Source organism: Ohtaekwangia kribbensis (assembly GCF_042676245.1).
GTDB classification, from domain to species: Bacteria; Bacteroidota; Bacteroidia; order Cytophagales; family Cyclobacteriaceae; genus Ohtaekwangia; species Ohtaekwangia kribbensis.
Genome location: NZ_JBHTKA010000008.1, coordinates 835,916 through 860,863, shown reverse-complemented (window position 1 = coordinate 860,863; position 24,948 = coordinate 835,916). Strand labels below are relative to the sequence as shown.

Here is a 24,948-nt window from a genome sequence, read left to right as displayed (position 1 = left end):
AAAATAACCAGAAAAGAAACCTGTATCACAGCACAAACCATCTTCTTTTCCACTGACCATTTATAGTCTGCCACATTTCGTTCAAAAAATACCTTTCAGCAAAAACAGAATCGGAATGTCGGAAGTGAGTCGAACCAAAATCCGAAACTTTTCGTACTTATCGTACATACAAGTTAAATCTGGCAGAAGGCGGGGGAAGTGAAGTATATATTAACTGACAAAATTTCTTGACGAAAGCATTCTGCCTGGTTTTTGATTAGTTAAAACCAGCTTAATAAAATTGTGATTTATGAAAAGATTTGCATCGCTTTTTCTGGCAGCAGTGCTCGGAAGTGCCAGCACGATTGCCACGTATCAATGGTTAGAAAAAGATAACAACGTTAAGTTAGATTACCTGGGTGGTGTGCCCACATCCAAAGTTGCCTACAAGGTAAATGAAAATGGAGAAGTAGTTCCGCTTGATTTCACCAAGACGGCAGAACTCGTTACACCCGCTGTTGTATTTATACGCTCTACCCAGGAGGGGAGTCCGCGCAACGAATCATCGCCAGAAACGTTTGATCCGTTCCGTGAATTCTTCGGACCTCGCATGATGCCGCAGGGACCAAGTCAAAGCTCGGGCTCCGGTGTTATTGTAAATGAAAACGGATATATAGTTACCAACAATCACGTAGTGCAGGATGCTGATGTGGTAGAAGTAACGCTATATGATAACCGCACTTACAAAGCTGAAGTGATCGGCACAGACCCCGACACAGATATAGCATTGATCAAAATAAATGAGAAAACTCTTCCACATCTTTCGTTTGTAGATTCTGATAAATCGAAAGTTGGGGAGTGGGTTCTGGCTGTAGGTAATCCGTTTAATCTTAACTCAACTGTAACAGCGGGTATCATCAGTGCGAAAGGAAGAAGTATTAATATTCTTCAACGCAATTCACAGGAAGGAAACACCGCTATCGAGTCTTTTATACAGACAGACGCAGCAATCAACCCCGGAAACAGCGGTGGCGCACTCGTAGATCTGAATGGCGGCCTGCTCGGTATAAATACAGCTATAGCAAGTCCTACCGGTTCATATTCCGGGTATGGTTTTGCAGTACCATCGAATATAGTAAGCAAGATTGTTGAAGACCTGATTCAGTTTGGTATCGTTCAGCGCGGATGGCTTGGCGTATCAATCGGCAGCGTTAACAGCGAGCTGGTAAGGCAGCATGAACTGCAGGTTAACGCGGGTGCTTATGTATCCGGGTTTGCTGCGAGCAGCTCTGCGAAAGAAGCAGGATTAAGAGAAGGTGATGTTGTTGTTAAGATTGATGAGACACCTATTCTTTCAAGTTCAGCACTTATAGAATATATAGGACGCCATCGTCCGGGAGACAGAGTAAATGTAACGGTTAACCGCAAGGGAAAAGAAGTTACGTTACCGGTTGTTCTGAAAAATCGTGACGGAAAAACCGGAACGATCAAGGCGGAAGACCGCAGTGGCTTTGCATCGCTCGGATTAGAAGTTGAAGAAGTAGATGGAAATGTTCTGAAAAAATTAGATATTAACAACGGGGTTCGGGTAACGGAACTCGGGAGCGGGAAGCTGGCCAAGTACACAGACATTCGTGAAGGCTTTATTATCACAAAGGTCAACGAGGTTACAGTGAAATCCGTTAAAGAGTTCAACGAACTATTGAAGAAAAAGAAATCTGGTGAATTGGTAATTCTCTCCGGCACATACGAAGACGTCCCAAGAGAATTCAATTATGCCTTTAGAATGTAAACTTTATTTCGACATATGAGGAGACTGTTTAAGAAAGGCGAACGTGTTCGCAGTAAGATTGATGGTAAAGTGATGGAAGTTCTCAAGTACATCAAAAATAATTTTGTAGAAGTAAAATGGTTTGATCTTGAGAGTAAAGAAATCCGCACCAACAAGATTAAGGAAGATAAACTCTCCAAGGCAGCATAAATCGTTACAACGTTATCCGCTACCAGCGAAACAGAAAAATTTTGAAACTGTTAGCGGATAACTATTAACGTTTAAGGCAACTTCCTCTACCTTTGCGAGTAGAGTAAACTTATAATTGCCATCAAAAAGTTTGATATTCCGGCCTATTACCGGTCGTCTGTTACCGGTATGATTAAAGAAGCGCGCAGAAAAAAAGATTTGCGCAAACAAGACTTCTCTCCTTCTGTACTGGACTTTGGGCCCGTTCAGTTCTATATAGCACGTCATTTTGGTTTTTGTTATGGCGTAGAAAATGCCATTGAGATCAGTTACCGCGCTCTTGAAGAGAATGCAGGTAAACGTGTGTTTCTGCTAAGCCAGATGATACACAACCAGGAAGTAAACAACGATCTGCAGAGTCGCGGTATTCAATTCATCATGGATACCGATGGCAAACAATTTATACCCTGGGATGCGCTGCAAAAAGATGATATAGTAATTATACCCGCATTCGGCACAACGGTAGAAATAGAGCATCTGCTGTTAGACAAAGGTATAGAAGTACAAAAGTATAACACCACCTGCCCGTTTGTTGAGAAGGTATGGAACCGCTCTGAGAAACTTGGCAGCGAAGAATACACCATCATCATTCATGGTAAGCCTAAGCACGAAGAGACCCGTGCTACATTTTCGCATAGTGCCCGGAGTGGCCACTCGATCATTGTTCGCGATATGGACGATGCCATTGCGTTGGGTAAATATATACTGGAAGAAAAATCGGTTGATGATTTTCGAAATGAGTTTGCTGGTAAACATTCTGAGGGATTCGATCCGCTGCGCGATTTAACAAGCGTTGGCGTAGTAAATCAAACTACCATGTTGGCTACGGAAACGCAAGCTATAGCAGACTACTTCCGGCAGTTAATGCTCCAGAAGTACGGAGCGGAAAATCTGAAAGAGCACTTTGCCGACACACGCGATACGCTGTGCTACGCTACAAACGATAACCAGGATGCAACGTACCAGCTATTGGAAACGGACGCTGATCTGGCTATAGTTGTAGGCGGCTACAATAGTTCAAACACATCTCATATTGTTGAGCTGTGTGAACGTAAATTTCCTACCTATTTCATTAATTCAGAGAGAGAGATAAAATCAGCTCAGGAGATTCATCACTTCAACTATCACCAAAAACAAAATGTTGTGACACACTCCTTCCTGCCTGATAAAAATATAGTCAAGATTATATTAACGAGCGGAGCCTCATGTCCTGATACGCTGGTGGACAGAGTTATGCTCCGGCTTCTTGAATTCTTTAAACCAGTTAAATCGGTAGACGAAATTCTGACAAAATTTACCTCGTAGTCGGCAGCAATAAACTTCCGGCTACGATTGCACTCTTATTCAGCCTCCGCAGTACTTTTTCTTTTGCGAGAGGATTCTTCTACTTTTTTGCCGTTACGATGCTCACCCAAGATGATCACATCTTTCGTGATTTCATATTGTCTGGCAGCTTGCATCATTGCCTCATACGTGTCGCGGATAAGAATTGTACCACCTGATTTTGCACCCTTATTGCGTATTTCAAGCCAAAACCCGTCTTTTTTCTTCTTCGGTAATACTGGAGGTCTTCCCATGATTTGATTGTTGTAGTTTGATATTATAACCCAATAAAGAACCTTTTGGTTCTAATTTCTTTGATGAGTGGAGTATTCTGTTATATTTCAGCCTTAGCTCTCATTTGCAATGATACGAGGTTTAATTCTTATTATCGGTATAGCATCTGCTTTTTCCGCTGTGGCTCAACAGGAAAGTCGGTTAGCAGACTCAACCAAAGTACTGTCTGAAGTTGTTATAGAAGCCTACCAATACGACCGCACACTGTCTGAAATACCAGCTTCAATTGGCCTGGTTAACGAAAAAGATATACAGCGATTCAATGCTACATCCATACTTCCTGCCATTAATACCGTACCTGGTGTGCGTATGGAAGAACGCTCGCCCGGAAGTTACCGGCTCGCTATACGCGGAAGTTCACTTCGTTCACCATTCGGTGTACGCAATGTAAAAGTATACTGGAATGGCCTACCCTTTACCGATGCAGGCGGCAATACCTATATTAACCTGTTTGATCAAACTTCATTTCAGCAAGCTGAAATAGTAAAGGGCCCGGGCACAAGCTTATATGGAGCCGGTACAGGAGGTGTATTGTTGCTAAAAAATACACCTGCGAAAAGTGGTGCATCTATAGGCGCAACAGTCGGCAGTTATGGCTTGCTGCAATACAATGCACAGGCAAACCTTCAAGACGAAAACACAAGCATACGGATAGGCTATGCGCACCAGGAATCAGACGGATATCGTCAGCAGACAAAGATGGCGCGTGATGTTATACAGGCGCAAGGCAACTTTGCTGTAAATGAAAAAGGTACGTTATCAACAAGCATACTATACTCTGATCTATACTACCAGACACCGGGTGCTCTTACACGTCAACTGTTTGATGCTGATCCCAAACAGGCAAGACCTTCTGGTGCAGCAGGCCCCGGAGCGGTAGAGCAACATGCCACTATCTATAACAAAACATTTTACTCAGGCCTGAGCTATAATTATCGTTGGAACAACAAGTGGTCTAACCGCACGGGAGTATATGGAACCGTAACCAAATTTGACAACCCAACCATCCGGAATTATGAACGCAGAGCAGAACAGGGATTCGGAGGGAGAACCAATACGCAATATGATTTTACAAAAGGTAAGGTAAATTTCGGTGGCGAATATCAACATAGCTTCTCACCTGTAAAAGTATATTTCAACGAGGCAGGGCAGATCGGTGCACTCCAAACAGATGATGAGATCTCAATCAGTACCTACTTTGCTTTTGCACAGGCGGAACTCTTTCTGCCGCATAATTTCTTTGTAACGCTTGGTGCTAGTCTCAACAAATTGAATGTAGATTTCATACGCCTCTCTGATACACCAGCCTTTGAAGCAGATCGAAACTTTGATCTCGTATTTTCTCCCCGCATCGCGTTGCTTAAAAAAGTAAACTCCGATCTATCTATACATGCAAGCTATAGCCAGGGATACTCGCCACCTACTGTACAGGAGCTATATCCTTCAGCGGGATACTTTGATCAAAGTCTCAAGCCTGAGCGCGGTAACAACATCGAGTTGGGTGTGCGCGGCACTGCATTAAATAAAACATTATCGTTTGATGTTGTGGTGTATAACTTCAACCTCGATGAGACAATCGTAGTGCGCAGGCTCGAAGATTCAGGAGAGTATTTTGTGAATAGCGGAGAGACCAATCAACGTGGCGCAGAGGTTCAACTCGGATGGTCGCCCACGCTAGCGCCTCAATCATTACTGGCTGATTTCAGAATCTGGACAAGCTATACTTTTAATGACTATACATTCGACAACTATGAGAAGGACGGTGTCAGCTTCGATGGAAATGATCTTACCGGGGTGGCCCGTAACATTGGTGTAGCCGGTATAGATGCTTTGATAGCGTTGGGACTTTATGTAAACGTTAATTATACCTATACCGATCGTATACCGCTGAACGATGCCAACACCGAGTATGCCGATAGCTATTCATTACTCACAGGCCGCGCTGGTTTCCGCAAAGCTTGGAAGAATTTATCACTCGATATATTTGGCGGTGTTGATAATGCCCTCGATGAAAAATATAGTCTCGGTAATGATCTCAATGCCATTGGCGGCCGCTACTACAATGCAGCTCCGGGCATCAACTACTTTGGCGGTGTGAAAACGGGCTGGACGTTAGAGTAAACTTACCATGCACATTCCGGAAGCTATACAACAAGGTGTAGTATCGCTGCTGAAACAGAAGGTTGGCGATACGCTCGTACTAAAAGACTTTTCCTTTACAGGAGGTGGTTGTATAAATAACGGAGGTAAACTCACTACATCACACGGCACCTACTTTCTGAAATGGAACGATGCTGTAAAATTTCCGGACATGTTTCAAACCGAAGCAAAAGGTTTAAAATTACTGGCTGAAAGTAAGAGCATGTATATACCGAAAGTGATTGATGCCGGTGAAGCCGGCTCGTTTCAGTTTCTCATACTTGAATTCGTTGCAGCATCGAATCGCACACAGCACTATTGGCGCGACTTTGGTGTTCAACTTGCTATGCTGCATCAGCATACATCAACTTCCTTCGGACTTGATTACAACAATTATATCGGCTCGCTTCCACAGCAAAACACATTGCATACTTCGTGGATCGATTTCTTCATTCACAATCGCCTGGATGCGCAGCTTCGCTTGGCAGAACGCTCGTCACTGGTTGACAAATCGCTTCGCCGGAATTTTGAGACACTATATGCCAAACTTCCTGATCTGCTAGTCATGGAAAAACCTGCATTGCTGCACGGTGATCTCTGGAGCGGTAACGTTATGGTAAATCAACACGGAGCACCAAGCCTTATCGACCCTGCGGTATATTTCGGCCATCGCGAAATGGACATTGCCATGACGCAATTATTTGGCGGGTTCAATCCGGAATTTCTACAGGTTTACCACGAGTCATTTCCGTTAGCGCCCGGTGTAGAAGAACGTCTTCAGCTTTATAACTTATATCCGCTGCTCGTGCACGTTAATCTTTTTGGTGGCGATTACCTCGCGCAGGTAAATTCTATTCTCAGAAGATTCATTTAGTGATTTCTGTATTGTATTTTCGCTATTCGGATATTGCTTATTTCTGTGAGAAAAGACCTGACCCACTGCATCATCTTGTTCCTGTTGCTTGCGCAGCAGGTGCATGCGCAGACTTCACCCTTTCGTTTTGATCATTATACTATCAAAGACGGCTTATCTCAATCACAAGCCTATAGCATTTTTCAGGACAGCTTCGGATATATCTGGATCGGCACACAGGATGGACTGAATCGTTTCGATGGAAATGAATTCAGAGTTTTCAAGAATGATCCGTTCGATAGCACTACACTAACCCACAACTGGGTGTGGACCGTGCAGGAAGACAACGAAGGAAACATCTGGGCCGGTACATTTCAAGGTCTTTGTAAATATATACGCAAAGAGAACCGGTTTATTCAATACTACCACAAGCTGCATGATTCCACTTCGATCAGCGGTAACCGGCCCAACTATATATTAAAAGATAAAAAGGGACGACTGTGGATATCATCGTGGGGCAGTGGTCTTAATTTATACCATCCCGAGACGAACACGTTTACCAGTTTCAAAAATGATCCCGACAATCTGCAATCGATCAGTGACAATGCAGTGCGCACGTTGTTCTGCGATAGTCGCGGCACCATTTGGATAGGTACCTGGAATGGCGGTCTCAACCGTGTTATTGAAGATGAAAAGGGTATACGTTTTCAACGCTTTAATGCTCAACGCGAGTATGGTTTTGAGGGCGGCAATCGCATTACATCTATAGCGGAAGACAAGCATGGCAATCTATGGATTGGCAGCTACGAAGCAGGCGTAGTTATATACGACCGAACGCAAAATCGATTCACCACCGTTCCGGATTTTGCCCAAAATGATGTAAACAAAATCATCTGCGATAACAAAGGGAACATGTGGATCGGCACCAACAGCGGTTTATATTTTTTCGATAGTCAATCCAAAAGATTTCAGCAATATCAGCACAACCCCGCCAACCCTTTCGGCATTAGCAGTAACGCTATATATGCCTTGATGGAAGACAGAACCGGCATTGTCTGGGCATCCGGAAGCGGACTTGATCTTTACGATCCACATAAAAACGTTTTTCAGCTTTTCCAAAATAAACAAGGCGACCCGAAAAGTCTTTCTCAAGATATGACCTGGTCGTTTTGTGAAGATGACGAAAAGAATATATGGATCGGCTCCGAGAGCGGTCCCATCAATGTGTATAATCCACAAACAAAAACTTTCCGACAGGTTACAGTTAGTGATAATAGTGGAAATATAGCTTCGAACATCTACAAGATGGTATACCACGATGGTATATTCTGGATTGCATCGTTCAACGCAGGTCTGGTTCGCTATGAAAAGTATACAGGCAAAAGCAAATTTTACCGTGGCGCACACAACTCGGCACTGGGTAAAATTACCATGATAAACGAGCTGATGCTGGACGATGATAAAACGTTGTGGATCGGTACAAATGAAAATGGACTTTTACACTACGATCCACAAACCGATAAAGTAATTCAATACCAGTCAGATCCTAATAATGAGCATAGTCTGGGCGCCAATTTTATCAACAGTATTTATAAAGACAACAAGGGCAATATATGGATCGGATTCTGGGGAGGCGGCATGGGGATGTTCGACAAACGCAGCCAGAAGTTTACCAACTATCGTTACGATCGCAAAAATGAAAACGGACTAAGCGACCAGGTGGTGATCAGCATCACGCAGCAAAATGATAGTATATATTGGATCTGTACGCACAGCGGTCTCAACAAACTCAACATCAACACCGGGAAATTCACACACTTCTTTGAGAAAGACGGACTTGCAAACAATGTGGTATACGAAATGCTTCCCGATGCTCAGGGAAACTACTGGATCAGTTCCAACGGTGGCATCAGCCGATTTAATCCTGAGACCTATATCTTTAAAAATTATACAGAAGAAGATGGCCTCCAGAGCAATGAGTTTAACTCCAACGCGGCACTGAAAAGTTCTTCCGGAGAATTATACTTTGGCGGTGTAAATGGATTTAATGCATTCAGACCCGACAACATACAAGAGAATACCGCACCACCGCCACTCATCTTGCAGGGATATACTATATTCGACAAATTCTATCAGCCGCAGCAAAGCATTGAGCTGGATCACTCGAATAACTACATCACATTTTCGTTTACTGCACTTGAGTTTTCGGCACCCGACAAAGTGAAGTACAGTTATATGCTTGAGGGGTTTGACGATGCATGGATTGAAGCGGGTAGTAAACGCGAAGCACACTATACCAACCTAGACCCGGGCCATTATACCTTTCGGGTGAAGGCCAGCAATGCCGATGGTTATTGGACGGACCCTGGTATTGCTACAACACTCACCATTCACCCTCCCTTCTGGAAAACGTGGTGGTTTACAGCGTTGGTTATTATCATTTCCGTTGCCATCATGTATGCTATACATCGCTATCGCCTGGAGCAGTCTTTGAAAGTGGAACGACTCCGAAACAAAATAGCCAGCGATCTTCACGATGAAGTTGGTTCAAGTCTCACGCGCATTTCTATATACTCAGACCTCGTGCGTAACGGAGCAGAAGAAACCGAAAACAAAAATTATCTGAAGGGCATCAGCGATCTGAGTCGCGAAGTGGTAACTACCATGAGTGATATAGTATGGTCTATCGACAATCGATACGATACGATGGATGCACTCATTTTACGAATGAAAGATTTTGCTACCGAATTACTGCAGGCTCGAAATATAGCGTTCGATTTTCAGGCCTCCGGAGTTGACAGCAAGAAAGTTCTTGACCCGGTGTGGAAGCAAAATCTGTATCTCATTTTCAAAGAAGCTATCAACAACATTGTGAAGCATGCACAGGCTACTGAAGTAAAAGTGGTTCTCTCATTTGACCGTGGCGTGTTCAGCTTGTCCATCAGCGACAACGGTAAAGGAATTCCGTTAAATGGCTCACCTAAAGGTCACGGCTTACGCAACATGAAACGGAGAGCAGAAGCACTTGAAGGAGAGTTTACGCTGGAGAATACGAGCGGAACTACCATTCTGATCATGGCTCCGAAACGATAGCCTCTATACTTTGGCGAGGTGAATGAAAGATGCTTATATTCAAATTTATAGTTATACATGCATCCGTTACTACTGAAACGATTTAACGCGCTGGAGGCCGATCGGCAAAAACTATTGCTCACGTTAACAGCACTTCCACAGGATATATTGTTTCATGCACCACCCGGTAAATGGTCTGTCAACCAGATACTCACACATCTGCTCACTTCCGAAAAGCTTTCCTTACTATACATGCGAAAGAAATCGTTAGGCATCCAGACTATCAGCAATTCAGGTACACGCGAAGCGCTCAAGCTGATTGTATTGAAAGTATCACAACGCCTTCCGCTGAAGTTTAAAGCTCCGGGTATATTGATAGAACATACTCCAGAGGCACTGCCCCTTCCACAGGCTATTGAACAATGGAATGCTGTACGAAGCGACCTGCGAAAATTCCTGGAAGGAATTACCGATCAGAACATCCGAAAGATGATCTATAAACATCCGGTTGTCGGTATGCTGGATGTTATGCAAGCGATGGCATTTTTTCATGAACATATACATCACCACTGGCCACAAGTGAAAAACCTTTTAAAAAAATAGCATCCTCCACCATGGATATTTGATATACCTTACCATCGAACTTAACCCAGCTGTATGAATAAGTATTTTCTACTCTTTATTGTCACCATTGTCTCTCTCAACCTGCAGGCGCAAAAACTGCTCAGTCCAAAGGAATTTTTAGGATATGAACTGGGCGATCGGTTTACCCGCCACCACCGCGTGGTGGAATATTATAAACACGTAGCCGATGCGTTGCCGAACGTTGAATTCTATCAATATGGAGAAACCTATGAACACCGTCCGTTGATATATGTTGTAATAACCTCTCCGGAAAATTTTCAGAACCTGGAGCAGATTCGTCTGAACAATCTTCGTAAAGCAGGTATGACAGAAGGTTCACCTTCTGCCGATAAAAAGGCAATTGTATGGTTAAGCTATAACGTGCATGGTAACGAAGCCAACAGCACTGAAGCATCGATGCAAACACTATACGAGTTGAGCAATCCGCAGAATAAAAAAACACAGGAGTGGCTGAAGAATACAGTCGTTATCCTGGATCCATGTCTCAACCCGGATGGTCGCGACCGGTATACCAACTTCTATAATCAATATGGAAATGTACCGCCTAACGGTGATGAAGATTCACACGAGCACAACGAGCCGTGGCCAAGAGGACGTTCAAACCACTATATGTTTGACCTGAACCGCGACTGGGCATGGGGCACGCAAACCGAAACACAGGCACGTCTTAAAGTATATAATCAATGGATGCCGCATGTACACGTAGACTTCCACGAGCAAGGGCATAACCATCCGTACTTCTTTGCTCCTGCAGCAGAACCTTTTCACGAGATCATATCAAAATGGCAGCGTGAGTTCCAGGTAATGATCGGAAAGAACAACGCTAAATATTTCGATGAGCAGGGCTGGCTATATTTCACCAAAGAGGTTTTTGATCTATACTATCCAAGCTACGGTGATACATACCCTACGTATAGCGGTGCTATTGGCATGACATACGAGCAAGGCGGTCAGACCGGCATTACAGTAACAACACGCGAAGGCGATCCGTTGACCCTGAAAGACCGACTGACACACCACCACACCACCGGTTTATCTACCGTTGAGATTACAGCACTGAATTATACCCGCGTGGTAGATGAGTTCGAAAAATATTTTCGTGATAACCTGAACAACCCTGTCGCTCCCTATAAAACATACGTGATCAAAGCATCCAATCATCCTGATAAACTTGAGCAGATCACCAAGTGGATGGACACACATTCTATCAAATACGGTCATCCGGCAGCGGGTAAAGCATCGCGTGGTTTCGATTACCAGACGCAAAGCACAGGCAATGTGTCTGTATCTACAGACGATATCATCTTCAATATATACCAGCCTAAATCACGTTTCATCACGGCTGTATTTGAACCTCAATCAAAATTACCGGATTCACTTACCTATGATATAACGGCATGGAACCTGATATACGCTAACAATCTGAAAGCGTATGCACTGCCCGAACGCATCAACATTGGTAAAGCATACGAACTCAAACCGGCAGATAATACTACCATCGCTTCAAAACCATATGCCTATATATTCAACTATCAGGGTGTAAAAGACGTAGCGTTCCTGTCGACATTGATTCAGCGTGGTATAAAAGTTCGTTCAGCGTTGTTACCATTCAAGTCTAACGGACAGAACTTCGATCGTGGTGCACTGATCATCACCCGCAGAAACAACGAAAAAATAAACGACTTCGATAACACCGTGCAGTCTCTTGCCAAAGAGATGGGTCGTAAAATATATACTTCACCAACCGGCTTTGTAGAAAGCGGTAAAGATTTTGGGTCGAGCTCTGTTAATTATGTAAAGGCACCTAACGTTGCATTGTTGTTCGGTGAAGAAACCTCTTCTTTATCAGTTGGTGAGATCTGGTATTTCTTCGAGCAGCAGTTACATTACCCGATCACTACGTTGGGTACAGACTATATCAAGTATGTTCCGCTAAGTAAATATGATGTACTCATTGTGCCAGAAGGATACTATTCATCGATCGATGAAAAATTCCTGGAGAAGATTTCAGGCTGGGTAGCGGCCGGAGGTAAATTGATTGTAGTAGGCAGCGGGTTAAATTCTTTCTCTGATAAAAAAGGATTCTCGCTGAAACCTTATACCAACGATGATGAAAAAGAGAAAGCTGAGAAAAAACAAAAAGAACTCAGTCAGCAACAGGCACTTGTTCGCTACGAAGATGCAGAGCGTAAAGAGATCTCCAACTTCATTGGTGGTGCTATTTACCGCGTAACGCTGGACAACTCACATCCATTGGCATTCGGATTATCAAGTACATACTACTCACTGAAAACAAATGAGCTTCGCTTTGGATACATCGATGGATGGAATGTAGGTGTATTAAAAGGCAACCAAAAACCAGTGCAGGGTTTTGCCGGTAAAAATGCCAATGAAAAACTTGCCAACAGTCTTGTGTTTGGTGTGGAAAGAAAAGGCCGGGGGAACATTGTTTACCTGGTTGACAACCCGATGTTCCGTTGTTTCTGGGAAGACGGAAAAATGCTTTTATCCAATGCGGTATTTCTTGTAGGACAGTAAATCTGTCTCGTTATTTTTGCTGCATGAATGAAATTTTTGATTCGATCGTAGATGGTCTGGCTGAAAAAGGATATGCTGTAGCAGATTCCTTTTTGAGTCAGGCCGAGGTCGATGCTATACTGGCGACAGCAGAATTTAAGCACGGGATTGATCAATTCAAAAAAGCAGGCATTGGCAAGAACCAAGGTCTGCAAATTAATGAGGCCATTCGCGGAGACTATATTCACTGGCTCGACAAAAATACAGCCTCGGCTCCGGCTAAAGTATACTTGGACAGACTTCAGGAGCTGATTCTGTATATAAATCGAACGCTCTTTCTGAGTCTCAAAGACTATGAAGTTCACATGACCATCTACCCGATCGGGTCATTCTATAAGCGTCATCTTGATCAGTTTAAAAAAGATGATCACCGTAAATTATCGGTGATCTGTTATCTGAACAACGACTGGACAGCGATCCATGGCGGTAATCTAAGGATGTATTTAACCGGTGAAACGCTGGACTTCCTTCCTATAGCGGGCAGACTTGTGTGCTTCCGAAGCGACCAGATTGAACACGAAGTATTACCGGCAACGCGCGAACGCCTGAGCCTCACCGGGTGGATCCTGGACCAGGTAGCTGACTTACGCCATTTATAGAATCTGTTGTCTCGTACAAAAAAATCAGTTCTACTTATAGTAAAATAGAACTATATTCATCTTTACATGTTCTGAGACTAATAATTACCTATACAAATCATGAGAAATATATACTTTTTTATGCTGCTGTTCTGCTCGGCTGCAGCATACGCACAAACTGACATCACTGTTTGTCACACTCCGGCAACGGAGAAATTCGCGATGTTCGCATCCAACAAAGATTTCAATGCCAAACATCCCGTGCCTGGTAACTATATACATGTTAGCGAAGAGGGCGGCAAGATGATCAAGATCAAATGCGCAGATGGAAAGGATGCCAACGGCTACCTGCTGAAAGCAAAAACACCTACCGATAACTGGATCCTTGTTTTCCAGGAGTGGTGGGGTTTGAATGACTATATCAAGCGTCAGTCTGAAAACCTGTATAAAGACCTTGGCAACGTAAATATACTTGCGCTTGATATGTATGATGGCAAGCTTGCCACGGATCGCGAAACTGCTTCACGCTATATGCAGGAATTCAAACAAGAGCGGGGTGATATCATTGTAAAAGGTGCGTTGGCCTATGCCGGTAAAAATGCAAAGATTGGCACCATCGGCTGGTGTTTCGGTGGCGGACAATCTCTCCAAGCCGCACTCACAGCAGGCGGCCAGGCACGCGCGTGTGTTATATACTATGGTATGCCGGTAGAAGATGTTGACAAGCTGAAAAAACTTAATACCGAAGTGCTTGGTATATTTGCCATAGAAGATAAATATATCACCCCGGAAGTCGTTGCCAAGTTTGAAGAAAACATGAAACTTGCCGGAAAAAAAGCAATTATAAAAAATTATAACGCTGACCACGGTTTTGCAAACCCGAGCAACGCGGCCGGCTATAAAGAAGAGGCAACGAAGGATGCCTACGAGAACACGCTGGACTTTCTCAAATCAAAAATCAAATAAAAGTATATATATAGCTTTATGAAATAACAAAAAAGGCCACAATGATTGTGGCCTTTTTCTATTCATGCCATATAATTGTTTCATCGTAAGTATACCAGGTGCGATAGCGTGAAGCGTACAGGGCCTCGATAGCGTGTCGTTTTACTTTTAGGGAAGGTGTTATCAGCCCGTTTTCAACAGTCCAGTGTTCGTTCAGAATCACAATCCTTGCAACACGTTCGTAGTCTTCCAGCGTTGTATTTACACGGGCGAGTGTTTCTTCCAAACCTGATATAATATCATTCCGCGATTTAGTCGCGGCCAGGTCTGACAGCACAACCAATGCTATAGGCTGTGGTATACCCATTCCGACAATGCATATCGTTTCAATATCTTTGTTGGATGCGAACTTCAATTCAATGGGTGCAGGAGCAATGAATTTTGCTTTATCGGTTTTGAATTGGTCTTTTACTCTTCCCGTTATCGTCAGGTATCCTTCATTATCCTTTACACCTTTATCGCCTGTTTTTAAATATCCGTCTGTTGTAAATGTTAAGCGCGTAGTCTCTTCATCTTTATAGTAACCCTTCATTAGTCCGGGATGTTTTATCAGTATCTCACCTTCGTCTGTAAATCGTATATCTATACCGGGCCACGGTTTGCCAACGGTACCTATATGAGCACGTTTACCATGATTGCCGTGCGAGTAACCACAATTTTCAGTCATCCCATATAGCTCGCGAATTTCAATACCCAGGTGCGCAAACCAGGCAAGCAACGGAACGGGTATGGGCGCAGCACCGCCCACAATTAAATGTGTATGTTTAAAACCAAGTCGCTTGCGAATTACTTTTTTTATGATTTGTGCTACCAGCGGTATAGACAACAATGTGTCCAGTTTTCGTTGCGGCATACGCGCGAGAATACCATCCTGAAATTTAGCAAAGATGCGCGGCACACCTCCGAAAAGTGTAGGTTGTACTTCACGAAGGTTATCGGAAAACTTATCGATTGATTCTGTAAAAGATATAGCGCTGCCGGAATATAGTACACCCATCTGTATATACGATCGCTCCGCTATATGGCTGAGCGGTAAATATGAAAAGAAGCGTTCGGGTTTGGTAATACCAAAATGCGTTGTCAGACTATTCCCCACAAAATCAAATGCACCAAACGTAAGCATTGCTCCTTTTGGAGTGCCTGTGGTACCGGAAGAATATATAATGGAAGTAACATGATCATGTGATGGGAACGTAAAATCAGTAAGCGGTTCACCTTTTAGCAAATCATCCCAGATTATACCTTCATTCGGACCGTAGAATGGAAAACTTATTTTGCGTACCAATGCCGGTATAGCAACGCGTTGTTTTTCATAATTGTCAAGTTTACCTATAAAAACAGCCTTTGTGTCACTATGTTCAAGTATATATTTAACGCCATCCGCTGAGAGTGTCGGGTAAATAGGAACTGAAATATAGCCTGCCATCCAGATAGCAATATCAGCCATGATCCAATGCGCACAATTCTTTGACAAAATGGCGATGTTGCTTTGCGGAGCTAAATTCAATGCTTTTAATGCGTTCGCAATTTTGCGAATCTCTATACCAGCCTGCTGGTAAGTATAAATTTTCCACTCTCCATTAAGTGGCTGGCGTAAAAAAGGTTGATGCGGTGAATTTTTTTCCCAGTAACAAAAACGCTCCAAAGGGCTGCTGGCAATCATTTCAGATAATTTATTCCTTTAATTTATCATTCATAATCGATTGCGCATCATTTCTCGCAAACTTTTTCAGCAAGCTTCCGTGCAGGGTTAGGTCAAATTGACTGAATCTAAAATGTGGTGGTACACGTTTTTAGTATATGTCTTAGGCTTTAAACTATTCTTATATGAAAATGTATTCTATACACAGTATAAGAACATTAGCACTCCTGTTAGTCGCAGTTTTTACATTGTCAGCCCGCGTTGATAACCATCCCGATGATGATGTAGAAGCACAATTGAAAAATTTTACAGGAACGTATAATGTTTCTGACAAGCGCCAGGTGGGTAGTGAATCCAGGAATTATTCAATCACCATCACAAAATCTGTAGCCGGCATTGCCGCTGTTGATGTGGCAAATTTTGGTAACGTTATGTATGCACCGGTGCGTGCAGTGATACGCGGTAATAACTTTTATATTGAACCGCAGCAATTTAAAGGAAAAAAAATGTCGATTACAGTTTCAGGTTCCGGTACGTTCAATACTACAGGACTTCATTTTGATTATGTAATTGATACGGGCAAATCGCACCTGATCTACCAGTGCGATGCCACAAAAAGATAGCTCTTATTACTAATTCAGTTTTTAAAGGCATGGCAATTCGTTGTCGTGCCTTTTGCTTTTTTATCCCCGGCTATACCTGTCTCCAAACTATTATTACTGCTTTTTATTTTGATTTGCCCGTGGATATTCGAGCATCTTTTACAATTTTGCGACTATGAGTAAACCTGATAAAAAACTTTTTCTGCTGGATGCTTACGCGCTTATTTACCGCGCACACTTTGCATTTACAAAAACTCCCCGCATCAACTCAAAAGGTATTAACACATCAGTACCGTTTGGTTTTACCAACACGCTGCTGGAAGTGCTGCAAAAACAAAAACCTACTCATATCGGTATAGCTTTCGATACGGCTACCAAAACATTTCGTGACGAAATTTTTGCCGAGTATAAAGCGAACCGCCAGGAAACACCGGAAGATATTCGTTACGGCATACCCAAGGTAAAAGAAATTATACAGGGCTTTAATATTCCTATTCTCGAAATGGATGGATATGAAGCCGATGATATTATCGGAACATTGTCACGACAGGCCTGCACGCAGGGCTTTGAAGTATATATGATGACACCTGATAAAGACTTCGGCCAACTTGTTAATGAATGTGTATTTCTATACAAGCCTGCCTACATGGGCAACGCAGTAGATGTGTGGGGTATAAAAGAAGTTTGTGAGAAGTGGGACATTGAAAATGTATCGCAGGTAATTGATATGCTCGGCTTGCAAGGTGATACTTCTGATAACATTCCGGGTATTCCCGGGTTCGGTCCGAAGACTGCCGCGACACTCATCAAACAGTATGGCTCTATCGAAAATATTATAGCGCATGCTGATGATTTGAAAGGCAAACAGAAAGAACTCGTAAAACAATTTGGCGAACAAGCACTGTTGTCTAAAAAGCTTGCTACTATAATTACCGATGTTCCGATCGAGTTCAGCGAAGAAACGCTCGCCTATAAAGGACCGGATGCTGAAAAGCTGAAACCAATTTTCAACGAGTTGGAATTCAAAACTATTTCTGCGCGTGTGTTCGGTGAAGGCGTTGCAGGTGCAATTGCTCCCGCAAAAGCCGCACAAAGTTCACAGCTCTCGATGTTCGGAGGTTCTACTGAAGAAGCAGGAGCCATTGCGCAAGATGAAGGCGGAGAGCGAAGAAGCTTTGATGGCAGCAAAGTACAATACCAGGTAATCGAAGAAACACAGTACAAATCCTTTGCTGAAAAACTTCGCGAGCAAACCAGCTTCGCTATAGACTCAGTAATTGATGACGCTGTTAATTTTGATTACGTCATTAAAGGTCTTTCATTCTGCTATCGCGAAAGTGAAGCATACTTCCTTCCCCTGGGTAATGCTGAGCTGGCTGGTAATGCGCTTCGCCATTTTGCAGATGTATTTGAAAATGAAAAGATCCTGAAGATTGGTCACAACATCAAAGGAACTATACTTGCGCTAAAGAAAGCCGGTGTCGAATTACGCGGAAAGTTTTTCGATACGATGCTGGCACATTACCTGATCGAACCGGAAGCAGCACATGATCTGCACACATTGTGCACGCAATATTTACAGTACGATTTACTTCCGGCCAGTCATGCAGACATACGCGAACAAGTATGCGAGCGTGCTGATCAATTGATACAACTTCATACAAAACTGAAGCGGGATCTCGAAACCAGAAAACAGGCGCTGTTGATGTATAACACTGAGATGCCACTAGTAGGTGTATTGGCTGCGATGGAATTTGAAGGTGTAAAAGTAGATACTACTGCGCTGTCAAAAATGTCTGATGAATTGCGGCAGGAGTTGGAGAAAGTACAACGGGAGGTCTATGGCCTGGCTGGTTCTGAATTCAACATTGGATCGCCAAAACAATTGGGCGAAGTGCTCTTCGAAAAAATGAAACTCATCGACAAGCCGAAGAAAACAAAATCAGGACAGTACGCCACGGGTGAAGATATACTTTTGAGCCTCGCGCCCAAACATGATATAGCCCGTAAAATTCTCGATTATCGTGAATACGACAAACTGCGCTCTACCTATGTAGATGCGTTACCGAAAATGATCAGCAAGTTTGATAATCGCATCCATACCGATTATCGGCAGGCGGTAGCTGCTACGGGACGATTGAGTTCAAACAATCCTAACCTGCAAAATATACCGATACGCACTGCGAAGGGAAAACAGATTCGCAGAGCATTTGTATCGAGAGGCGATGAGTATCTTTTTATGTCGGCCGACTACTCGCAGATTGAATTGCGTATAGCCGCATCGTTTGCCAAAGACGAAGTGATGATCGAAGCTTTCCGTAACAAGCGCGACATTCACACCACTACCGCAGCCAAAGTTTTTAAAGTACCACAGGAGCAGGTAACGGCCGACATGAGGCGCAAAGCCAAAGAAGTTAACTTCGGAATTCTCTATGGCAGTACAGCTTTTGGATTGGCACAGAACCTCGGCATATCACGCACGGAAGCATCGGAGATTATAGACTCTTACTTCACCGAATTCCCTGCCATTAAGCGCTATATGGATGACTCCATCAACATGGCGCGTGAGAAAGAGTATGTAGAAACTATCCTCGGCAGAAGACGCTATCTGCGCGATATCAATTCACGCAACATCACTACACGCGGCTTTGCTGAACGCAACGCCATCAACGCTCCTATACAGGGAAGTGCTGCTGATATTATCAAAATCGCGATGGTAAATATTCATCAGTGGCTTGAAAAGAAAAAACTCAAAACAAAAATGATCATGCAGGTTCACGATGAACTTGTTTTCGATCTTCACAAAGATGAAGCAGACATTGTAAAAGAAAATGTTACTGCGCTAATGAAACACGCTGTGCATCTTGCCGTGCCAATGGAAGTTGAAGTTGGTATTGCTACCAATTGGCTCGAAGCACATTAATGTTTGCATCAACATCTGCAAAGCGTAACACTATCAAAGTGTTGCGTATCATTTATAAATCATGGATATAATTACATGAAAGTATAGATGTACATGCTGCATAAAAAGCAACGCAGTATGTCATCATACTTTTATTTGTAAAGAGTTTGATGAACACAAAAAGCCTTTATATTTGTGCCCTTCAAAAAATTCATTTATTAATTACTATGACAAAAGCTGAATTAATTGCCAAGATCGCAGAAGACACAGGTATTACAAAAGTAGCTGCTAACACTGCATTGGAATCATTCATTGGAGCAGTTGAAAAAACATTGAAGAAAGGTGACAAGCTTACGCTTACTGGCTTTGGTACATTCTCTGTAGCAAAGAGAGCTGCGCGTAAAGGCCGCAACCCTTTCACTGGTGAAACCATCAAGATCAAAGCAAAGAAGGTTGCCAAATTCAAAGCTAGCAAAGAGCTTTCTGGCAAACTGTAATCAACATTGATTCACAAAAAGAAAAACCCTGGTTATTAACAGCCAGGGTTTCTTTTTATAGGAAACTTTCAAAAACTATTGAAAGTTTAGAAACAATTGTTACTTTTATATCGTATGAAGTATGTAGAGGCAAAAGAAGAACTGATACAGGCGTGGGGAAACCTGGGCTATAGCTGGGGACTGAATAAAACCATGGCACAGATACATGCCCTTCTGATGATATCTCCCAAACCTCTTTCTACAGAAGAGATTATGCTGGAGCTCTCCATATCAAGAGGAAATGCGAACATGAACATTCGCGCACTGCTTGACTGGGGAATTATATCGAGAATACTGATACCGGGAGAGCGCAAAGAGTTTTTCAAATCAGAGAAAGACATCTGGGCGCTGGCCAGGCAAGTAGCAAAGGAAAGAAGAAAGCGCGAGCTCGAACCTATACTAAAAGTATTGCGCGAAGTGAACGATGTGCAGAGTGATGGATCAGAAGACACCAAGGAACTGAAACGTGTGGTGAAAGATCTGAAGAACTTTGCCGAGAAATCAGACGGCCTCCTCGAGACTTTTATTAAGTCGGAAGAGAGTTGGTTCTGGAACGTTCTCTTAAAAATCATGAAGTGAAAACTTCATTTTTTTTAAACCTATCTTTCAATATTTTCTGAAAATACTAAATATATGAAATATATAGATTTTACAATTCAGTCGCTAATCATGCTGGGAGGATTGATTTTCGTGACAGGAGCCATTTTTAGCAAGTCTGACGTGTTTATCGCTATACTCATGATACAATTGTACCTCGGTCCCTGGCAATTTACGAGCTCCCTTATTTCTGTAATTGCACGCACTCCTCATTTTCCGGCAAAGCTCACACACCTGATGGTGTCTGTATTTTATCTGCTGAGCCTCTTAGCCACACTTAACATTGGCAACGGTGGTGCTCCACATCTTGCATTGAAACTCTATTGGACTATTCCGGCATGGATACTGGGTATATACTACTATATAACAACCTGGCAGTGGACGCTTGCGAAAAAGACCGGTGGTGGTAAGTTTCTAACGCACATCAACTTTTAATTCTCTTTACTAAACTATATATTTTATGAACTACACCGTAATAACCTACAGCATCTATCTGCCCATTACAATTTTTCTAACCATGTGGGTAGCCCGAACACTCTTTAAAAACGGTCGCGTGTTTCTGGTTGAAATATTTCACCAGGACAATACACTGGCGGATAGCGTTAATAAATTATTGTTGGTTGGATTCTACCTGGTAAACATTGGCTACGCAGTATATACACTTAAGATATGGGACAGCATAGATGATATTCAGTCAATGATAGAAGTGCTTAGTGAAAAAATCGGCTGGATCATCCTCGTATTGGGAGGCATGCACTTCTTTAACCTGTTCATTCTCTTTAGTCTGAGAAGAAAGGCACATGCGGAGAAGGTCATAGCTTAAAATTCAGGCCCACCAGAAGGTGCAGATCGCAGAAGCTGTCCGGTATATCTTATCTGCGTTAATCTGCACTCTCTGTGGGAAATAAATTTATACTAAAATGAAAATTGTCATAGCGGGTGGTTCCGGCTTTTTGGGAAAAGCGTTAACCGGTTACTTCACCAATAAAAATATAGAGGTAACTATACTTTCACGGAAGCCACAGAAAAGCAGCAGGCTTGTTAAGGAAGTTTACTGGGATGGCAGAACGTTGCAAGACTGGAGGCACGAACTCGAAGGTACTGAGGCGCTGATCAACCTGAGTGGCAAGTCTGTTGATTGCCGGTATACCGAAGCAAATAAGCAACAAATCTATGCTTCAAGACTTGCTTCTACGCGCGTGTTGGGAGAGGCCGTTCGCCAATGTATACATCCGCCCAAAGCCTGGCTTAACTCGAGCTCAGCTACTATATATAAAGGTTCGTACGATAAATTCATGGATGAACAACATGGTGAGATCGGTCACGATTTCTCGATGGATGTATGCCGAAAATGGGAAGCTGTTTTCAATGAATGTATCACTCCACAAACTCGCCAAGTAGCACTGCGAACATCCATTGTGCTGGATGTAACGGGCGGAGCACTCGTTCCACTCATAAAACTTGTCAAAGCAGGGCTAGGTGGTGCGATGGGCAGTGGCAAACAATTTTTCAGCTGGATACATGTACATGACTTCTGCAGCGTGATAGAATGGCTTATACAAAAACCCGTGACAGGTGTTTATAACGTTTGCTCGCCACAACCAGTATGCAATAGTGACTTTATGAAAAGCCTGCGACATAGCTTACACGTCCGCATCGCATTGTCATTACCCACACCATTGCTCGAATGTGGCGCTGCGCTGATCCGTACGGAAACGGAACTTGTCCTAAAAAGCAGAAAAGTTTATCCGCAAAGATTATTAGATGAAGAATTTGTTTTCGAATTTCCAGACCTGAAAACTGCCCTCGAAGATTTATGCCAGGTCGAAGCGAAGAGAAGTTAAAGCAATATTTCATCGCCCTTATTCCGCCTCCTCCGGTTTCGGATGATGCCTTACGACTTAAAAATTATTTTCGCGATCAGTATAATAGCAAAGCTTCACTCAATTCTCCACCTCACATTACACTGCACATGCCTTTTAAATGGAAGGAGGAAAAAGAATGTGAACTGATCGATGCATTCGAAAAATTTTCAGTAGGTCGCCCTTCGTTTAAAATAGAGTTACACAACTTCAACGCCTTTGTACCCCGTGTAATTTTTATAGATGTAGTTTCGAATGATGCGCTGAGCTTGCTCAACAAAGAGCTTCATCGTTTTTGTAAGCGGGAGCTCAATTTGTTCAACGCATCGTATAAAGATCAGCCCTTCCATCCTCACCTCACCTTAGCGTTTCGCGATCTGAAAAAGCCGATGTTCGAAAAAGCATGGGCCGAATTTCAGGAGCGAAAATTCTCAGCCCGCTTTGATGTTGAGAGTATTGTATTGCTGAAACACAACGGAAAAATATGGGAAGTATTTAAAGAGTTTCTGTTCGATCCGTCATCTCAACCTAAAGACGAAGAAGAAGGCTCTTTCAAACTGCATCACTAATCAGGTTGGTTGTCACTTCTCGCAGAAAGATCCTTTCGCGATCCACAGTGTTTTATATGTTATTTCCAGGAGTCCTTCCTGCAAACCTGGGTCGGCCTCAATTACTTCTTTTTGCAGTTCACCACGCATAATGAGAATACCTCCGTCATGATCACCAAAGATGCCTTCTGTAACAACGTTGCCTGTATCTACCAACTTCTTTATAAATGCATTATGCTTCTCAATGATCTGTGGGTAATTGGATGCGGTAAATTTACTTACCACAGCATCGAAGCGAATAAATGAATAGGACACCATCTCATACGGTTCCGGTGCTTTGCAAGGTTTGCTCACGCGCGAAGTATAGGGGAGCATCTCAATATTCCAACGGTTAGCCTGTACGCCCGGGTCGGTACTTAGCCATTGCTTTGCTTCGTCTACCGATTGCGTGTTGAGTATAAATATACCACCGCCACCTTCAAATGGTCCTGCCGAAACCAGTTTACCTTCTTTGGCAAGCCGGTTAATATTAGCCATGTGTCCTTCCATCAACTTATCCAGTTGCTCTTTGGGCATGGAGGGCGCGTCTGTTCGTTTGTGTAGAAATACGAAAGTATATTTCTGACCAAGCGCGACAAAGTTTATAAACAGCAGGGTGACAAGCAATATCTTCTTCATAGCGGAAACTTAAAAAGAATCGCGGGAGTTTCCGCACGCAGGAGATTTTTAAAAACCGAAGCGCCAGGAAACTATATTGAAATATACAACTTCCCTTGCTGAAAGCCGCGCGACTACTTCCCTTTCTTACCGATCAATAATATACCGGCCAGTATCAGAATTGTTCCTACAATCTGTAGCACAAACACGGGCTCATGCAATAAGATATAGGCCTGCAATATGGTAGACATTGGTCCGATGCTCCCGACAATCGCGGCATTATCAGAACCTATACGTTTTATCCCTTCCGTTACGAGATACGATGGAATAACCGTACTCACCAGTGCCATCATCACGCTATAAAAATACACCCTGGGCGAAAGGTTGAACAACGAAGTATCGCTGGCAATGGCGTAATGAAGCAACACGCCTACCGATGCAAATGTCATGGCATAACTGTTGAACTTGGCAGCACCTACCTGTGGTATAATCTGACCGCTGCCTACGATGTATAGCGCATAGGTAATGGCGCATGAAAATATCAATACAGCACCGAGGTAAAAATCATTGTTTTGCTCTGCAGTCCAATCTACCTCGCTATAAAATGCCAGGGCAAGACCAACATATGTTATGATGAGCGCCAGCCATTGATACTTATTAATTTTCTGTTTGAAGAAAATAGCCGACATGAGCAATACCAGCGTAGGGTATATAAATAAAATAAGTCGCTCCATACCGGCTGATATATACTGCAATCCCAAAAAGTCGAGCAGGCTGCTGATATAGTATCCTAGCAAGCCCACCACAGCAACAATAACCCATTGCTTTGAAGTAAACTTTACGTTGCCCTCCTTACGCGAAGCAAATGCGGCAGAGACAACAAAGAAAGGAAGCGAAAAAAGCATGCGCAGTGCCAGCAAGGTTATAGCATCAATACCCGTGTCGCGGTACGCCAGCTTAACGAATATTGCTTTTGTAGAGAAGCAAATGGCACCAGCCAGTGCGATCAACACACCGCCTATAAAATAGCCCGAAGAAGAAGGTTTACTCATTGAGAAAAAACTTTGCTAACAACACTTCGTTTGCTTTACTCACGAGTGATGCAGCGATCAAATGT

Annotated in this window: 22 protein-coding genes; 18 read left to right on the top strand and 4 right to left on the bottom strand. The window is 43.1% G+C overall.

What is annotated here, in order from left to right; genetic code table 11:
* Positions 1–289 precede the first annotated feature (289 nt).
* The 3 genes from ACFQ21_RS24660 to ACFQ21_RS24650 all read left to right on the top strand — a co-directional run bounded on the left by ACFQ21_RS24660 (position 290) and on the right by ACFQ21_RS24650 (position 3,304).
* A complete protein-coding gene (locus ACFQ21_RS24660) occupies positions 290–1,771 on the top strand; it encodes a Do family serine endopeptidase (protein WP_377583779.1) in 1,482 nt (493 codons plus the stop codon).
* A gap of 15 nt (positions 1,772–1,786) precedes the next feature.
* Entirely contained in the window at positions 1,787–1,960 is a 174-nt protein-coding gene (locus tag ACFQ21_RS24655) for a hypothetical protein (RefSeq protein ID WP_159453720.1), read from the top strand.
* Between the two features lie 120 nt (positions 1,961–2,080).
* Positions 2,081–3,304, top strand: a complete 1,224-nt coding sequence (locus ACFQ21_RS24650; protein WP_377584068.1) for a 4-hydroxy-3-methylbut-2-enyl diphosphate reductase — start codon at positions 2,081–2,083, stop codon at positions 3,302–3,304.
* Between the two features lie 35 nt (positions 3,305–3,339).
* Here ACFQ21_RS24650 and ACFQ21_RS24645 read toward each other — a convergent pair whose 3' ends face one another.
* Entirely contained in the window at positions 3,340–3,576 is a 237-nt protein-coding gene (locus ACFQ21_RS24645; protein WP_377583776.1) for a hypothetical protein, read from the bottom strand.
* A 109-nt stretch (positions 3,577–3,685) separates the two neighbouring features.
* Between ACFQ21_RS24645 and ACFQ21_RS24640 the strand changes: the two genes are divergently transcribed.
* The 7 genes from ACFQ21_RS24640 (at position 3,686) to ACFQ21_RS24610 (ending at position 14,446) form a co-directional block, all read left to right on the top strand.
* The gene (locus ACFQ21_RS24640) at positions 3,686–5,737 is read left to right on the top strand and encodes a TonB-dependent receptor (RefSeq protein ID WP_377583774.1); all 2,052 of its coding nucleotides are present in this window, start codon (positions 3,686–3,688) and stop codon (positions 5,735–5,737) included.
* Positions 5,738–5,744: 7 nt separating this feature from the next.
* Positions 5,745–6,629: a fructosamine kinase family protein gene (locus ACFQ21_RS24635; protein ID WP_377583772.1), complete on the top strand. Its 885-nt coding sequence runs from the start codon at positions 5,745–5,747 to the stop codon at positions 6,627–6,629.
* Positions 6,630–6,674: 45 nt separating this feature from the next.
* Positions 6,675–9,701 carry a ligand-binding sensor domain-containing protein gene (locus ACFQ21_RS24630; protein WP_377583770.1) on the top strand — a complete coding sequence of 1,009 codons (3,027 nt, stop codon included), beginning with the start codon at positions 6,675–6,677 and terminating at the stop codon, positions 9,699–9,701.
* 57 nt (positions 9,702–9,758) lie between these two features.
* The gene (locus ACFQ21_RS24625; RefSeq protein WP_377583767.1) at positions 9,759–10,283 is read left to right on the top strand and encodes a DinB family protein; all 525 of its coding nucleotides are present in this window, start codon (positions 9,759–9,761) and stop codon (positions 10,281–10,283) included.
* A 54-nt stretch (positions 10,284–10,337) separates the two neighbouring features.
* The gene (locus ACFQ21_RS24620; protein ID WP_377583764.1) at positions 10,338–12,863 is read left to right on the top strand and encodes a M14 family metallopeptidase; all 2,526 of its coding nucleotides are present in this window, start codon (positions 10,338–10,340) and stop codon (positions 12,861–12,863) included.
* A gap of 23 nt (positions 12,864–12,886) precedes the next feature.
* Complete coding sequence (locus ACFQ21_RS24615) at positions 12,887–13,501, top strand: 2OG-Fe(II) oxygenase (protein ID WP_377583762.1); 615 nt, start codon at positions 12,887–12,889, stop codon at positions 13,499–13,501.
* A 99-nt stretch (positions 13,502–13,600) separates the two neighbouring features.
* Positions 13,601–14,446: a dienelactone hydrolase family protein gene (locus ACFQ21_RS24610; RefSeq protein WP_377583759.1), complete on the top strand. Its 846-nt coding sequence runs from the start codon at positions 13,601–13,603 to the stop codon at positions 14,444–14,446.
* Between the two features lie 58 nt (positions 14,447–14,504).
* Here ACFQ21_RS24610 and ACFQ21_RS24605 read toward each other — a convergent pair whose 3' ends face one another.
* Positions 14,505–16,148: an AMP-binding protein gene (locus ACFQ21_RS24605; protein ID WP_377583756.1), complete on the bottom strand. Its 1,644-nt coding sequence runs from the start codon at positions 16,146–16,148 to the stop codon at positions 14,505–14,507.
* Between the two features lie 164 nt (positions 16,149–16,312).
* Here ACFQ21_RS24605 and ACFQ21_RS24600 point away from each other — a divergent pair, with 164 nt between their 5' ends.
* From ACFQ21_RS24600 to ACFQ21_RS24565, 8 genes are all read left to right on the top strand, one after another.
* Positions 16,313–16,750, top strand: coding sequence for a hypothetical protein (locus ACFQ21_RS24600; RefSeq protein WP_377583753.1), 438 nt, complete (start codon positions 16,313–16,315; stop codon positions 16,748–16,750).
* Positions 16,751–16,904: 154 nt separating this feature from the next.
* Positions 16,905–19,652, top strand: coding sequence for a DNA polymerase I (polA, locus tag ACFQ21_RS24595; RefSeq protein ID WP_377583750.1), 2,748 nt, complete (start codon positions 16,905–16,907; stop codon positions 19,650–19,652).
* Positions 19,653–19,801: 149 nt separating this feature from the next.
* A complete protein-coding gene (locus ACFQ21_RS24590; RefSeq protein ID WP_377583747.1) occupies positions 19,802–20,128 on the top strand; it encodes an HU family DNA-binding protein in 327 nt (108 codons plus the stop codon).
* 114 nt (positions 20,129–20,242) lie between these two features.
* On the top strand, positions 20,243–20,746 hold the full coding sequence (locus ACFQ21_RS24585; protein WP_377583744.1) for a GbsR/MarR family transcriptional regulator: 504 nt from the start codon (positions 20,243–20,245) through the stop codon (positions 20,744–20,746).
* Positions 20,747–20,800: 54 nt separating this feature from the next.
* Positions 20,801–21,199 carry a hypothetical protein gene (locus ACFQ21_RS24580; protein ID WP_377583741.1) on the top strand — a complete coding sequence of 133 codons (399 nt, stop codon included), beginning with the start codon at positions 20,801–20,803 and terminating at the stop codon, positions 21,197–21,199.
* Positions 21,200–21,224: 25 nt separating this feature from the next.
* Complete coding sequence (locus ACFQ21_RS24575) at positions 21,225–21,587, top strand: hypothetical protein (RefSeq protein ID WP_377583739.1); 363 nt, start codon at positions 21,225–21,227, stop codon at positions 21,585–21,587.
* 97 nt (positions 21,588–21,684) lie between these two features.
* A complete protein-coding gene (locus tag ACFQ21_RS24570) occupies positions 21,685–22,608 on the top strand; it encodes a TIGR01777 family oxidoreductase (protein WP_377583736.1) in 924 nt (307 codons plus the stop codon).
* Positions 22,581–23,195 (top strand): 2'-5' RNA ligase family protein, encoded by a 615-nt coding sequence (locus ACFQ21_RS24565; protein ID WP_377583733.1) that lies wholly within the window; start codon positions 22,581–22,583, stop codon positions 23,193–23,195. Before ACFQ21_RS24570 ends, ACFQ21_RS24565 begins: the two co-directional genes overlap by 28 nt.
* 12 nt (positions 23,196–23,207) lie before the next feature.
* Here ACFQ21_RS24565 and ACFQ21_RS24560 read toward each other — a convergent pair whose 3' ends face one another.
* Both ACFQ21_RS24560 and ACFQ21_RS24555 read right to left on the bottom strand, forming a co-directional pair.
* Positions 23,208–23,852: a YciI family protein gene (locus tag ACFQ21_RS24560; RefSeq protein ID WP_377583730.1), complete on the bottom strand. Its 645-nt coding sequence runs from the start codon at positions 23,850–23,852 to the stop codon at positions 23,208–23,210.
* Between the two features lie 113 nt (positions 23,853–23,965).
* Positions 23,966–24,883 carry a DMT family transporter gene (locus tag ACFQ21_RS24555; RefSeq protein ID WP_377583728.1) on the bottom strand — a complete coding sequence of 306 codons (918 nt, stop codon included), beginning with the start codon at positions 24,881–24,883 and terminating at the stop codon, positions 23,966–23,968.
* Between the last annotated feature and the right edge of the window lie 65 nt (positions 24,884–24,948).